The 13,135-nt window shown below is 42.0% G+C and carries 13 protein-coding genes; 5 read left to right on the forward strand and 8 right to left on the reverse strand.

Annotated features, from left to right (window positions below; genetic code table 11):
• Nucleotides 1–135: 135 nt before the first annotated feature.
• The 5 genes from dnaK to RTJ53_RS03895 form a co-directional block, all read right to left on the reverse strand.
• Entirely contained in the window at nucleotides 136–2,058 is a 1,923-nt protein-coding gene (gene dnaK, locus RTJ53_RS03875; RefSeq protein ID WP_312275936.1) for a molecular chaperone DnaK, read from the reverse strand.
• A 161-nt stretch (nucleotides 2,059–2,219) separates the two neighbouring features.
• Nucleotides 2,220–2,801 (reverse strand): nucleotide exchange factor GrpE, encoded by a 582-nt coding sequence (gene grpE, locus RTJ53_RS03880; protein ID WP_312275937.1) that lies wholly within the window; start codon nucleotides 2,799–2,801, stop codon nucleotides 2,220–2,222.
• A 239-nt stretch (nucleotides 2,802–3,040) separates the two neighbouring features.
• Nucleotides 3,041–3,646: an L-threonylcarbamoyladenylate synthase gene (locus tag RTJ53_RS03885; RefSeq protein ID WP_312275938.1), complete on the reverse strand. Its 606-nt coding sequence runs from the start codon at nucleotides 3,644–3,646 to the stop codon at nucleotides 3,041–3,043.
• A gap of 49 nt (nucleotides 3,647–3,695) precedes the next feature.
• A complete protein-coding gene (dprA, locus tag RTJ53_RS03890) occupies nucleotides 3,696–4,925 on the reverse strand; it encodes a DNA-processing protein DprA (protein WP_312276212.1) in 1,230 nt (409 codons plus the stop codon).
• 173 nt (nucleotides 4,926–5,098) lie between these two features.
• Nucleotides 5,099–6,202, reverse strand: coding sequence for a LysM peptidoglycan-binding domain-containing protein (locus RTJ53_RS03895; protein WP_312275939.1), 1,104 nt, complete (start codon nucleotides 6,200–6,202; stop codon nucleotides 5,099–5,101).
• Nucleotides 6,203–6,577: 375 nt separating this feature from the next.
• On the opposite strand from RTJ53_RS03895, the gene def reads away from it, so the two are divergent.
• Entirely contained in the window at nucleotides 6,578–7,108 is a 531-nt protein-coding gene (def, locus tag RTJ53_RS03900) for a peptide deformylase (protein ID WP_219334080.1), read from the forward strand.
• Between the two features lie 22 nt (nucleotides 7,109–7,130).
• A complete protein-coding gene (hisB, locus tag RTJ53_RS03905) occupies nucleotides 7,131–7,733 on the forward strand; it encodes an imidazoleglycerol-phosphate dehydratase HisB (RefSeq protein ID WP_007117432.1) in 603 nt (200 codons plus the stop codon).
• A gap of 44 nt (nucleotides 7,734–7,777) precedes the next feature.
• On the opposite strand, the gene RTJ53_RS03910 is transcribed toward hisB, so the two are convergent.
• Together RTJ53_RS03910 and RTJ53_RS03915 are read right to left on the reverse strand one after the other, a co-directional pair.
• A complete protein-coding gene (locus RTJ53_RS03910) occupies nucleotides 7,778–8,347 on the reverse strand; it encodes a hypothetical protein (protein WP_312275940.1) in 570 nt (189 codons plus the stop codon).
• Nucleotides 8,347–8,835 (reverse strand): YajQ family cyclic di-GMP-binding protein, encoded by a 489-nt coding sequence (locus tag RTJ53_RS03915; RefSeq protein ID WP_036591734.1) that lies wholly within the window; start codon nucleotides 8,833–8,835, stop codon nucleotides 8,347–8,349. Before RTJ53_RS03915 ends, RTJ53_RS03910 begins: the two co-directional genes overlap by 1 nt.
• Nucleotides 8,836–9,114: 279 nt before the next feature.
• Here RTJ53_RS03915 and RTJ53_RS03920 point away from each other — a divergent pair, with 279 nt between their 5' ends.
• Nucleotides 9,115–9,861 carry a glutathione peroxidase gene (locus RTJ53_RS03920; protein ID WP_312275941.1) on the forward strand — a complete coding sequence of 249 codons (747 nt, stop codon included), beginning with the start codon at nucleotides 9,115–9,117 and terminating at the stop codon, nucleotides 9,859–9,861.
• Between the two features lie 47 nt (nucleotides 9,862–9,908).
• Here RTJ53_RS03920 and RTJ53_RS03925 read toward each other — a convergent pair whose 3' ends face one another.
• On the reverse strand, nucleotides 9,909–11,882 hold the full coding sequence (locus RTJ53_RS03925) for an ATP-binding cassette domain-containing protein (RefSeq protein ID WP_312275942.1): 1,974 nt from the start codon (nucleotides 11,880–11,882) through the stop codon (nucleotides 9,909–9,911).
• 133 nt (nucleotides 11,883–12,015) lie between these two features.
• Between RTJ53_RS03925 and erpA the strand changes: the two genes are divergently transcribed.
• Together erpA and RTJ53_RS03935 are read left to right on the forward strand one after the other, a co-directional pair.
• Nucleotides 12,016–12,348, forward strand: coding sequence for an iron-sulfur cluster insertion protein ErpA (gene erpA, locus RTJ53_RS03930; protein ID WP_060994958.1), 333 nt, complete (start codon nucleotides 12,016–12,018; stop codon nucleotides 12,346–12,348).
• Between the two features lie 396 nt (nucleotides 12,349–12,744).
• Nucleotides 12,745–13,101, forward strand: coding sequence for a roadblock/LC7 domain-containing protein (locus tag RTJ53_RS03935; RefSeq protein WP_060994948.1), 357 nt, complete (start codon nucleotides 12,745–12,747; stop codon nucleotides 13,099–13,101).
• Nucleotides 13,102–13,135: the final 34 nt, after the last annotated feature.

Raw genomic sequence — 13,135 nt, forward strand, 5'->3', positions numbered from 1 at the left:
ACTCTTCGTCGCTCAGTGGTGGCGTATTATACGTGAATTGGAATTGGTGTCAACACCTTTTTTAAAAATTTTCAAATAAAATAAAAATACCGCCTTGCGGCGGTATTTTTATTAATACTCTAATCAGTGAAATGATTATTTGTTGTCATCTTTTACTTCGGTGAATTCTGCATCGACAACCCCATCATCTTGCTGGGTTTGTTGTGGCTGTGCATCACCCGCTTCTGCAGTAGCGCCTGCGTCAGCATAGATTTTTTGACTAACTGGTAAGAAGGCATTGTCTAGGGCTTCAAGTTTTGACTTGATGTCATCTAGACTATCTTCTTTGACAGCCAATTCTAGCGCTTTGATAGCGTCTTCTACTGCGGCTTTGTCGCTATCGGTTATTTTGTCAGCGGCATCTTTCATGGCTTTTTGTACGCCATGAATACGACCATCTGCTTCGTTACGTACTTGCGCAAGTTCAGCAAATTTGGCATCTTCAGCGGCATTGGCTTCAGCATCACGAACCATTTGCTCAATTTCAGCATCTGATAGACCTGAGTCGGCTTTAATTTGGATACTTTGTGCTTTACCAGTTCCTTTGTCTTTAGCTGAGATATTCATGATGCCGTCAGCGTTGATATCAAAGGTAACTTCAATTTGCGGTACGCCACGCGGTGCGGGTGGAATATCGGTCAAATCGAAACGTCCAAGCAATTTATTTTGGGCGGCAATTTTACGCTCACCTTGGTAGACCTGAATAGTTACCGCAGGTTGGTTGTCATCCGCTGTAGAAAACACTTGTGATTTCTTGGTTGGAATCATGGTGTTTTTCTCAATAATTGGTGTCAACACACCGCCCATGGTTTCGATACCTAGCGTTAACGGTGTTACGTCAAGCAATAGTACGTCAGTTTTGTCACCCGACAATACCGCACCTTGAATCGCTGCACCCATCGCTACGGCTTCATCAGGGTTCACATCTTTACGTGGCTCTTTGCCAAAGAATTCTTGAACACGTTGTTGTACCAGTGGCATACGGCTTTGACCACCTACCAAGATAACATCATCAATATCAGACGCTTTTAAGCCTGCATCGCTCAGTGCGATTTTACAAGGCTCAATGGTACGGTTGACTAGCGCTTCAGTTAAGCTTTCTAACTTGGAACGGGTTACGTTTACCACTAAGTGTTTTGGACCTGTCGCATCGGCAGTGATGTACGGTAAGTTAATATCGGTGCTTTGTGAGCTTGAAAGTTCGATTTTCGCTTTCTCTGCCGCTTCTTTTAGACGCTGCATTGCCAGTGGGTCACCTTTTAGGTTTACACTGTTTTCTTTTTTGAATTCTTCAACCAAGTAGTCGATTAAGGTTAAGTCAAAGTCTTCACCGCCTAAGAAGGTGTCACCATTGGTTGAAAGCACTTCAAATTGCTGCTCACCATCAACGTCTGCGATTTCGATGATTGAAATATCGAAAGTACCACCACCTAAGTCATAAACCGCAATCTTACGATCTGCACCGCCTTTTTTGTCCATACCGTAAGCTAAAGCCGCCGCTGTAGGTTCGTTGATGATACGTTTGACATCAAGACCTGCGATTTTACCGGCGTCTTTAGTGGCTTGACGTTGGCTGTCATTAAAGTAAGCAGGTACCGTTACTACCGCTTCAGTGACGTTTTCACCCAAATAATCTTCTGCAGTTTTTTTCATTTTTTTCAAAACTTCAGCAGAAATTTGAGGTGGTGCTAATTTTTTACCGTTGATGTCCACCCAAGCGTCGCCATTGTCAGCTTTGACAATTTTATATGGCACCATGCCGATGTCTTTTTGAACGACTTTGTCTTCAAACTTGCGACCAATTAAACGCTTGATAGCAAATAAGGTATTTTGTGGGTTGGTTACCGCTTGGCGTTTGGCTGATTGACCCACTAAGATTTCGCCGTCATCTTTATAAGCAACGATTGATGGGGTGGTACGTGCGCCTTCAGCATTGTCGATGACTTTAACTTTGTCACCTTCCATCACTGCAACACATGAGTTGGTTGTACCTAAGTCAATACCAATAATTTTAGCCATAATTAAATTCTCCAATTTTTATTTTGATGGTAAGTGGTGATGAGCACCACATTGTCTTGTATTTTTATATCGGTTTACCGAGGGTTTTTTTCAAGCAGTTAGCAAAAGTTTTTTGCTACACTTGTTACCAATCGGTCAATCCGTTGTTTACTGCTTGCCTACTAGCTACCTACGCGAACCATGGCTGGGCGCAATAAACGCTCATGTAGCGTATAACCTTTTTGTAGTACTTGACCTACTTGGTTGGCGCTCGCTTCTGGGTCGATACCCACGGCTTCGTGCAGGTCGGCATTAAATGTTTCGCCTTGTGGATCGACCACTTTTACGCCGTATCTTTCTAGCACCGCAATCAGCGATTTGTGGGTAAGTTTGACGCCTTCAAGCACAGGATCATTGTCGGATTGGCTATTTTCAATCGCACGTTCAAGGTTATCAACAGTGTCTAATAGGTCTTTGGCAAATTTTTCTAAAGCAAATTTTTTGGTTTTTTCGGTTTCTTGCTCCATGCGGTTGCGCGCATTGTAGGCGTCAGCATTGGCACGGGCATGGGCTTCTCTAGCTTCTTTGACTTGACCTTCAAGCTCGGCAATGCGCTGCTCGTAAGTGCTCAAATTGATGTCGCTAGGAATGGTTTTTTGCTCGTTACTTGGCTCAAACTGTTCCATCGCATCTTTTAACTCCGTTGAGACGGCGTCAGTTTGGTTATGCAGTTGCGTATTTTGGTTATTATCAGCTGAATTCATCAATCATCACTCCTATTATCAAAGTAACGGTCACCAAGGTAACAGTTACACGTTAAAACGGTTAAAGTTATCGGCTTTGATAATGGTGAATCCCTTTGATTTCAAGAGTGAATAGCATTATTTGCGGGTCAAAATAGCGTTTTTCCTATGAAATCCACACTAAATTTGCGTATTTATGAAATTAGGGAATAAAAATCGCTAGAAACATGGCTAAAAACAACATTGCTAAAAACAAGGCGTTAAGCGCGTACTTGTTGTTGAGTTAGTGCATCAAAAATCTGGCTAGGTCGAACAAATCCAAGGGTGTCGCCGAGTAAATAACCGATGGCATCACCGAAGTAATGATAAGCAGCCGCAAAATCAGTAGCAGGTGTTAAACCCGATAGGTTACAACTCGTGGATACCAAAAATCCAAACGGGTTATTGTGATCTGCGTGGGCGATGTGATTGCATAGTTTGGCAATCATCGGATGGCTAATCACTCGTATGGCTAAGCTACCTCGCCCACCTGTGACCCACTCGGGGATTTTTCCTTGCAATGATGCAGGAATCGGTAACAACCAAGTGGTGGCTTGTGCATCGCTAGACTGCCAACTTGCCGCAATACTATCGACTACTTGCTGTGGTAACGGCTGTAAGAATGGCTGAATATGCGCGATATCGCCTGTGATAACAATCATACCTTTTTCGATTGGACGTTGTTTAATCGCTAAAATCTGTTTCACTGCGGTTTCGTTAAATGGATCACAGCCGATTCCCCACACCGCTTCGGTTGGATAAGCCAGTAGATTGCCGGCTTGTAAAAATTGCTGAACTGCATCGAGCTGGGTGTCATTAAACTGCATTATATACCTCGATTATTTGGTAGTTTTCTTTGCTCATGGCTTATCAAAATTAAGGGCGGCAGCGCATATACAGACCGCCGCGCTGCATTACCAGTCCCATGAGTTCAAGTTCAATCAGCCAGCCCATAAGTGTGGCAATATCGGTGCGGATCTTATCGACCAAGCTGTCTAAATCTTGCCCTACCCAATCGAGTTGATTAAGTAGTGTCTGCAAATGCGGCGGCACATCCATCGCCAATGGCGCTTGGTGCGGCTGGGTGTTTGGTGCTGATTCGGACGGTAATTGAGGGCTATTGCTCACTGCCTGTGCAACTATTGGCGCTGTTTCAACCTCAGTGGTTTTGACAAGCGGTGATTTAAAAATTGATAAATCTTCCAAAATTTGTGATGGATGATCGACCAAGGTCGCACCCTCACGAATCAATTGGTGGCAACCTTTGGCGTTGAGGTTGTCAATATGACTAGGAATAGCAAAAACTTGTTTGCCTTGCTCGTTGGCTTCTCTGGCAGTGATGAGCGAGCCACTTTTGGCAGCAGCTTCAACAACCAAAGTTGCTAAACTTAGCCCAGCGACGAGACGATTGCGCCTTGGGAAATGGTAACGATTGCTCGGCATATCAGGCAATAATTCACTAATGACGCAGCCACCTGACGCAATAATATGGGCTTTAAGGCTGGCATGATTTTTTGGATAACAATGTTTAATACCATTGCCCAGTACCGCGATAGTACCACCTTGTGCGCCCGTCATCTGTAGACTTAACGCACCTAAATGCGCTTGTTTGTCAATGCCTTCCGCCATGCCACTGGTGATCCATAAACCTTCGTGCGCCAAATATTGCGCCATATCAAAGGCAATTTTTTCGGCATGTGGGCTAGGTTTACGACTCCCAACGATCGCCAATTGAGGTTGGCTTAAGGCAGATAAGTTGCCTTGATACAATAGCAAAGGGGGTGGGTCATAGATGTTTTTTAACTGAGTCGGATATAAAGGGTCATTATCAAACACCACACCATACTGCCCTTGAGATAGTTCTAATAGCGTATCATTCAAAAACTGGCTGGTTCGACTAGCGCTGATAAACTCAGCAAAGCGTTTGTGGTGATTATCATGCAAGCCCAGTGCTTGCCAGTCTGCCAGCTTGGCTTGAATGGCTTGTTCAGCGCTACCAAAACGCGCTACAAGCTTATTATAAACCGGCACCGATAAGTTCACTAAATGCCATAACAATAAGGCAGCCTGCTGCGCCGGGTTTAGGTTAGGCTGATAGTCCTGCATCACGTATATTCCTTAGGCATGTATAGGGCTTATAAATGTTTGCTATTATAAATTTTTCTCACGATAAAAACTTTAAAGACAGCAAAGCCAGTCAAGGTGACTGGCTTTTGAACAATCACTTACCCATCAAGCATAAGCAAGGGCAAGCAAGCAAGCAAAGGTAAGCGAAAGCGTTAGTTGCCGACCGCAGGCAATAAAAAATCTTGCTCATGAATCGGTGACTCTGCATCGAGTACATAAGCGTAGCTAATATCGTTAAATGTTTTAAATACCATCACATGACCGATTTGCTCACTTGGCAACCGTACTGCCCCACCTTTCACGGATGAATAGTCATCCAAGACTAAAGCGCCTTTTTGATAAACCGTCAGCACATCGCCTGGCTCAGCGCCTTGGCTAGTACCCAAGTTAATGGCAATCACCCCATCTCGACCCGCACTACTAATTGAATTTAAAATACGAATCACGCGACCGCCACGGGTAACGCTGGCAGGTTTTGGATAAAACACGGGTGGCAAGTATTGACCGACTTCGACAAATACACGGTCACCTTCGCGCACTTCTTGACCATACGATTTTTTAAGCTCGATACTAGAAACACCGTTTGATGCTACGCTAGTGACGATACCTGCGGCAACTTGGGTGACTTCAAGACCAATGACTTTACGGGTGGTTGGGTCAACATACGGTTCGCCCTCACGATACACACCATAGCGTTGTCCCACAATGAGTGGCACGCCTTTGGCATAAATTTTGTTACCGACACCTGTGATAATGTTTTTATCTTTTGAAGCAAGGACATAGGGGGTAGTTTTAAAGTCATCAGGCGATACGATGATATTGCGCTCAAGCCATGTTTCAATGGCAGTCAAAGGAATCGCAGTGATACTACCTGCAGCGCTCACCACGGTGGTTGTGGTGACTGGCGCGTTCATGGCTTTTTCAATGCCTGCACAGCCTTCACCCGTATCTACACCGACCAATTTTTGCCCTTTAATCACACATAAGATAATCACATCTTTTGGATAAATCAGATGCGGATTACGAATCTGTTTATTGGTCGCCCAAATTTCTTTCCAGCGCCACGGACTTTCTAAGAATTTACCGGAGATATCCCAAAGCGTATCACCTTTTTTTACCACATAACGGTTAGGAGCATCGGCTTTGATACGAGGCGGCGGATTGTTAGCAGCGGCCACCGAAGTCACTGTCATACCTAGGGTTGCCAACAAAGCGAAGGATAATTTTTTCATTGTCGTGGTGTTATAGTTTGTCATAGCCCAATGCTCAAGGTTAACCGCTTAACGCTTTAAAATGGCATACTCTTTACCATCACTTATAAAAATCATAGCCAAATGTTGTGTTATGTGTCGCAAAATCACCCATAATTTGCACTATGTAAATTTTGGTTAGCATAGCATAAAATAATTGGGGCTTCATAAATTTTCTCTTTAAATCGTTTTTTTAAATGATTTGGTTTTGGTGGATTTTAATGACTCAATGATTATCATTGATTATTTGCTATTGTGAAGCGATTGGTTTGCACCTATATATAAGTTATAGTAGCCAAACTTTAGCGTTTGCGTTACCCTATGCCAATTTTTTTAGATAACTTTAGCCCTATTATTTGCCTTATTAACAGTTGACCAATTATGACTTTACGTACCATTTTAAATTACCCAGATCCAAGGCTTCGTACCCTTGCCAAGCCTGTCACCCACTTTGATGATGACCTAAAAACCTTGATTGATGATATGTTTGAAACCATGTATGCCGCCAAAGGTATTGGTCTGGCGGCAACGCAAGTGGATGAGCATATTCAATTGGTGGTGATGGACTTGTCTGAAGATGGCAGCCAGCCTCGGGTGTTTATCAACCCTGTTATCACCCCATTAGCCGATGAATTATATAGCTACGAAGAAGGGTGTTTGTCTGTGCCAGAGTATTATGACAAAGTCGATAGACCCAAACATGTCAGAATTGAGGCACTCGACGCGCAGGGCAACCCGTTTGTTGAAGAAGCACAAGGCCTACTTGCTGTATGTATCCAACATGAAATTGACCACTTAAATGGTAAAGTTTTTGTGGATTATCTATCCAAGCTCAAACAAGACCGGGCGCGTGATAAAGTGCGTAAAGTTGTCAAACAACGTGAAAAAGATGCTGAACATAAAAGATTGTGATTTTAAACTGTAAGGGAAAACCATGACCACTCGCCCATCGCGTATCGCCACCGTCACACGAAATACTGCCGAAACCCAAATCACCGTATCTATCAACCTTGACGGTACCGGTCAAGGCAGCATTGACACGGGTGTGCCATTTCTTGACCATATGCTTGACCAAATCAAACGACATGGCTTAATTGACATGGATATCACCTGTAACGGCGATACCCACATTGACGACCATCATAGTGTCGAAGATGTCGGTATCACGCTAGGTCAAGCCTTCAAACAAGCAATTGGTGACAAAAAAGGCATCGTGCGTTATGGACATTTTTATGCCCCACTCGATGAAAGCCTTAGCCGTGCGGTAGTGGATATTTCAGGTCGCCCTGGACTACACATGGATATCCCGTTTACCCGTGCGATGATTGGTGGGTTTGATGTGGATTTGTTCAGTGAATTTTTCTATGGCTTTGTCAATCATGCCATGATAACTATTCATTTGGATAACTTGAAAGGCAAAAACAGCCATCACCAAATTGAAAGTACGTTTAAAGCCTTTGCTCGTGCGCTGCGGATGGCGGTGGAATATGATGAACGCGCACTCGATAGACTGCCAAGTACCAAAGAAAGTCTTTAAGTCTTAAATAAAAAAGGCTCTATTGGACGAGTAATAGAGCCTTTTTAACCAATTTTTAAAGCTGTTAAACTTTTCTCTGTTTCACTTCTAAAATCTTGGTAATATTCAATATCCTTATCAAAACTTGGACACGCTAGCAATACAATCTTTTTGTCAACCAGTGCATCATAAATCAATTTTGACTGAATTCTCACTTCATTTAAACTTTCGCTAGAAAAACTAAATCTGCTATTTTCAATTAATTCTACTTTAGCAACTAAACCATAATCTATCGCTAAACTTTGTAAAAATTCATAACCCTGACAATATAACTCATAAACTTTCGCCAATAGCGGCATATCGTTAGGTTGATTTTGTAGTGATAAGAGTATGTCTTTAAGATGATGAAGATAATAATTCGTATAATCTACATAAGGAAAAATGATTCGCTGAATACTATCTAATACAAATTTTTGGTTAAAATCCAAACTGATAAGTTCATAATAATCATCATTATCTAAAACTTCTAACAGGCTGGGTTCTTGGTAAATCCAATTTTCTAAATCTTTTAAATTACCATTCTCCATAATAACCTTGAAAAATGGTAATTGTTTATCGACAGGTAATTTTTGCATTAGTCTTTAAAATTATTAAATTGCAGTGGCACGCCAAATTGCTTTTCTTTCAAAAACGCCATCGCTTGCTGTAGCGTGTCTTTTTTCTTATCATTGACCCGTACTTTATCGCCTTGAATCGCTGCCGATACTTTCAAATCTGACTCTTTTAATGCCTTGCTGATTTTTTTGGCGGTATCGCCATCAAGTCCATCTTTGAGATTGACTACCTTTTTCATTTGTTTGCCCGAGCCTTGATTATCCTGTGGGTCAAGTGACTGCAAATCCACCCCGCGTTTTATCATGTTTTTCTCAAGCATGGCATACACGTTTTCCATCTGCAACTCATTGTCTGCGGTGATGGTGATTTTTTTGTCTTTCTCATTGAGTTCGACTTTAATATCGCTGCCTTTAAAGTCAAAACGGGTGGCGATTTCTTTCTCGGTATTTTGTACGGCATGTTTAACTTCAAATAACTGTAATTCTGAAACCACGTCAAATGATGGCATGAGGTTTTCCTTATCAAATTTGTTGAATAAAATCTAAAAAATCTGCCCTATGATAACTGATTTTGTCAATTTTTAACAATTGACTAGCTGTTAGCATCAAAGATAATTATGCAAAACAAATCATAAATTATATAATGATTTAAAATACCGATTAAAATAATTAAATTTTTAATAACGCTGATTACAGTTTTTTACCTTATTTGTTTGTATAATGAGTAAGCAAATAGGTCATTTATTAAAAAATGTAGTATAACAATTTACGATAATAAGGAGTAGGACATGGCGTTTAGCGATATGATTGGCAAACAAGTGCCAAGCGTGACTTTTCATACCCAACAGCAAGGCAAATGGGTAGATATTAGTACGGATGAATTATTTAAAGGCAAAAAAGTCGTATTATTCGCCTTACCCGGGGCATTTACACCAACGTGTTCATCACTGCATTTACCCCGCTATAATGAATTGGCAACTGAATTTGCCAAACTAGGCGTTGATGACATTGTGTGTGTCTCAGTCAACGATACCTTTGTTATGAATGCTTGGGCAAAAGACCAAGACTGTAGCAATGTGACGGTGATTCCAGATGGTAACGGTGAGTTTGCCGAAGCGATGGGACGCTTAATTGATGACTCAGCAATTGGGTTTGGCAAACGTTCATGGCGTTATTCGATGCTGGTCGATGATGGTAAAATCGTCAAAATCTTTGACGAACCCCAAGACAGCGGCAGTGATGACCCATACGAAGTATCAGATGCCGATACCATGATTAAATATATTGACCCAAACTGGCAAGACAAACCCTCTGTCTCTATTTTTACCAAGCCTGGTTGCCCCCATTGTGCCAAAGCCAAAGAAACGTTAACCCAAGAAGGCTTTGAGTTTGAAGAAATCGTACTTGGTAAAGATGCCAGTATTACCTCAGTGCGAGCCATTACGGGTCGTGAAACTACCCCGCAAGTATTTATCGGTGGCAAGCACATCGGTGGTAATGATGACTTACAACAATACTTTGCTGATGCGAAGTAATGTTTGATTAAATAAAAAAAGACAGTCTAGGCTGTCTTTTTTATTGGCTAGTTAAAATTATTTTCCATCTCTTCAAGTGTCATCATCAAATTCATCACCTGCTCTTCGACTGCTTCAATGTCACTTTTTAATGCCGTCTGCTCATCGAGCAACGTTAACAAATCGGCTTTTCGGCTATCATCATACAGACCTGCATCACCCAGCTTTTCTTCGATCTCACCCAGCTGCGCCATGAATTTTTCTAGTTGCTTTTCCTCGTTTTCGATTTTTTTACGGATGGGCGCGGTGAGTTTACGCTGTTCAGCGGATTTTTTGCGTTGTTCTTCTTTGGATAACGCATTGGGCACGTTTGACGTTTCACGTGAAACATATGTTTTATGGTCAGCTAATTTTTTGTCTTCGAGCTTTTTATTGTCGCTCGCTTGTTTGGCTTGCTGTTTACGGGTCTGTGATAACCACTGACTATAATAAGCGATGTCATTGTCAAAGATGTTACATTGCCCGTCATGCACCAAATATAGCTCATCGCAAACATTGGCTATCATTTCTCGGTCATGTGACACCAGAATGACCGCCCCTTCAAATTCTTGCAAAGCCATACTCAATGCTTGCCGCATCTCCAAATCTAGGTGGTTGGTCGGCTCATCTAATACCAAAACATTGGGACGCTGCCATACGATGAGCGCAAGCGTGAGTCTTGCCCGCTCACCGCCAGAGAATAACTTGCTTTTGGTATCAATGCGCTCACCGCGAAAGTCAAAACTACCTAAAAACGCGCGTAAATCAGCGTCTGAGGTTTTGCCTGCGAGACGCTGTAGCATCAACATGGGTGATGCTTCGCCATCAAGGCTATCCATTTGGTGTTGGTTAAAATATCCTAGTACCAAACTATCTGCGGCTTTACGCGTCCCAGACAAGATAGGCAACTCGCCCACCAAGCCTTTAATGACCGTTGATTTGCCTGCGCCATTCATCCCTAGCAGACCGATGCGGCTGTCAGGGGTAATTTGTAGGCGAATGTTCTTGATGAGTGCTACACCGTTATAGCCGACACTAGCATTATCTAGCACCAGTAATGGCGATGTTAATTGCACAGGGGATTTGAACCGAAATTGAAACGGATTGTCCGCCATGATAGGCGCTAGCTCGGTCATCCGTTCTAGCTGTTTGACACGGGCTTGCGCTTGTTTGGCTTTTGAGGCCTTGGCTTTAAAACGGCGGATAAAATCTTCAAGGTGGGCACGGGTTTCTTGCTGTTTTTCAAACTGTTGCTGCTGCTGGGCTAAGCGTTCACTGCGGGTACGCACAAAGGTACTGTAATTGCCTGTATAAAGGGTCATTTGTTGGTTTTCAATGTGCAAGATATTGCTCACTACATTATCCAAAAACGCTTGGTCATGCGAAATCATAAGTAGCGTACCGTCATAGGCTTTGAGCCATTCTTCAAGCCACAAGATGGCATCCAAATCCAAGTGATTGGTCGGTTCATCAAGCAACAGTAAATCCGCTCGGCTCATTAAGGTTTTGGCAAGGTTTAGGCGCATACGCCAGCCCCCTGAAAAACTACTCACAGATTGGCTTTCTTGGGCGACATTAAACCCAAGTCCTGTCATGATTTGGGAGGCTTTTGCAGGGATACTATAACCATGGATATCATCAAAGCGCGCGTGCACATGGGCAAGTTCATCTTCTGACAAGGTATCTGGCTGGTTAATCTTATCTTGCAGCTCAAAGTATTCTTTGTCTCCACTCAACACAAAATCTATCGCCGACTGGTCAGTGCTTTCAATCTCTTGCGCCATATGGCCGATTTGCCAACTGTTTGGAACGGATAGACTGCCTGTGTCGAGTGCCAATTCGCCTTCGCCTTTTTGGGTCAATAGCGTCGCAAAAAAACTGGATTTACCTGTGCCATTGTTGCCTGTTAACCCGATTTTCCAACCTGGATGGATTTGCAAATTAACATCTTTAAATAATACTCGCCCATCACGGCGAATACTGGCATCTTTTAGTTCTATCATAATCGGCTCAAAACTCAAAAAATTTGACTAAAATTAAATGGGAAAAATTCTTGATAGTATAAAGCAAGCACCCCATAATAAGAAAAAAGTTTTTATAAGGAATACCCCGATGAGCGATATCGTAACTGATAGTATGGTTGATGGCATGACCTTGACCGATAATGCTGCCAAAAAAGTGCGTAACCTACGTGATTCAGAAGGCAATAACGACTTGATGCTGCGGGTATATGTGACGGGTGGTGGCTGTTCAGGTTTTTCGTATGGTTTTAATTTTGAAGAGAACTTAGGCGATGATGATGCTACCTTTAGCAACGCTGATGTAGCATTGGTCGTTGATAGTTTGAGCTACCAATATCTACATGGCTCAACCATTGATTATGTAGAAGGCTTAGAAGGCTCGCGTTTTACCGTTAATAATCCAAACGCCACCACGACTTGTGGTTGTGGTTCGTCATTTTCTATCTAGCTTACTGGCTAATTTTACTGGGATTCTTTACCTAGTTCATTTGAATGATTAAAAGGCTTTAGCTTAAATTCTGGCTTAAATATAGCCAGTAACTGTTAAGTTTAGCCTTTTAATTTTCGTTTATCCTGTATTTGTTACCTTTGAACAAAATCATCTACATTTTTTCAGCGTTTATCAGATTTGATTTGTGTCATTAGCCTTTATCCGTAATAATGCTTCCATCAACAGCGTGATGACACTTAACCGTGTTATCATCAAGTACCCTAATATAGGTTGATATTAATTTATTCTTGTTAATTACTTAATGTTAAATGTTTTAATGATTTAAGTTTGTTAGCTAAGCAATTATTAATAAGCAATCTTTATTATTAATTTAATAATACCAAGGAGCTTATCATGGCTAAATTATCTTTAGACTCACTCAATAACATCGACGGTTTCATTGCAGCTGCATTGGTTGACAGCGAATCAGGTCTAGCACTTGCCTCAACCGGTAATGGTATCGACCTTGAAGTCGCAGCAGCGGGTAACACTGAAGTGGTACGTGCAAAACGTAAAACTTCTAAAGCATTAGGTCTTAACGACAATATCGAAGATATCCTAATCACATTAAGTAAACAATATCACTTAATCCGCCCTCTAGTACGTAACGAAAACCTATTTTTGTACCTAGTACTTGATCGCCAAAAATCAAACCTAGCTATGGCGCGTCATGAATTAAAAGGCTTTGAGACTGAATTAGATTTCTCTTAATGCTTTTTTGATTAAAAGTGACAGATGTTAGGTG

Origin of the sequence: Moraxella sp. CTOTU46711 (assembly GCF_031975715.1) — a bacterium.
In the GTDB taxonomy this organism is placed as follows: domain Bacteria; phylum Pseudomonadota; class Gammaproteobacteria; order Pseudomonadales; family Moraxellaceae; genus Faucicola.

What these genes read in the sequence shown, in the direction of transcription:
- RTJ53_RS03910 (WP_312275940.1), bottom strand. Translation starts at nt 8,347, where the DNA reads ATGCAAAAATTACCTGTCGATAAACAATTACCATTTTTCAAGGTTATT.
- RTJ53_RS03925 (WP_312275942.1), bottom strand. Translation starts at nt 11,882, where the DNA reads ATGATAGAACTAAAAGATGCCAGTATTCGCCGTGATGGGCGAGTATTA.
- RTJ53_RS03935 (WP_060994948.1), top strand. Translation starts at nt 12,745, where the DNA reads ATGGCTAAATTATCTTTAGACTCACTCAATAACATCGACGGTTTCATT.
- RTJ53_RS03920 (WP_312275941.1), top strand. Translation starts at nt 9,115, where the DNA reads ATGGCGTTTAGCGATATGATTGGCAAACAAGTGCCAAGCGTGACTTTT.
- dnaK (WP_312275936.1), bottom strand. Translation starts at nt 2,058, where the DNA reads ATGGCTAAAATTATTGGTATTGACTTAGGTACAACCAACTCATGTGTT.
- dprA (WP_312276212.1), bottom strand. Translation starts at nt 4,925, where the DNA reads ATGCAGGACTATCAGCCTAACCTAAACCCGGCGCAGCAGGCTGCCTTA.
- grpE (WP_312275937.1), bottom strand. Translation starts at nt 2,801, where the DNA reads ATGAATTCAGCTGATAATAACCAAAATACGCAACTGCATAACCAAACT.
- def (WP_219334080.1), top strand. Translation starts at nt 6,578, where the DNA reads ATGACTTTACGTACCATTTTAAATTACCCAGATCCAAGGCTTCGTACC.
- RTJ53_RS03885 (WP_312275938.1), bottom strand. Translation starts at nt 3,646, where the DNA reads ATGCAGTTTAATGACACCCAGCTCGATGCAGTTCAGCAATTTTTACAA.
- hisB (WP_007117432.1), top strand. Translation starts at nt 7,131, where the DNA reads ATGACCACTCGCCCATCGCGTATCGCCACCGTCACACGAAATACTGCC.
- RTJ53_RS03895 (WP_312275939.1), bottom strand. Translation starts at nt 6,202, where the DNA reads ATGACAAACTATAACACCACGACAATGAAAAAATTATCCTTCGCTTTG.
- erpA (WP_060994958.1), top strand. Translation starts at nt 12,016, where the DNA reads ATGGTTGATGGCATGACCTTGACCGATAATGCTGCCAAAAAAGTGCGT.
- RTJ53_RS03915 (WP_036591734.1), bottom strand. Translation starts at nt 8,835, where the DNA reads ATGCCATCATTTGACGTGGTTTCAGAATTACAGTTATTTGAAGTTAAA.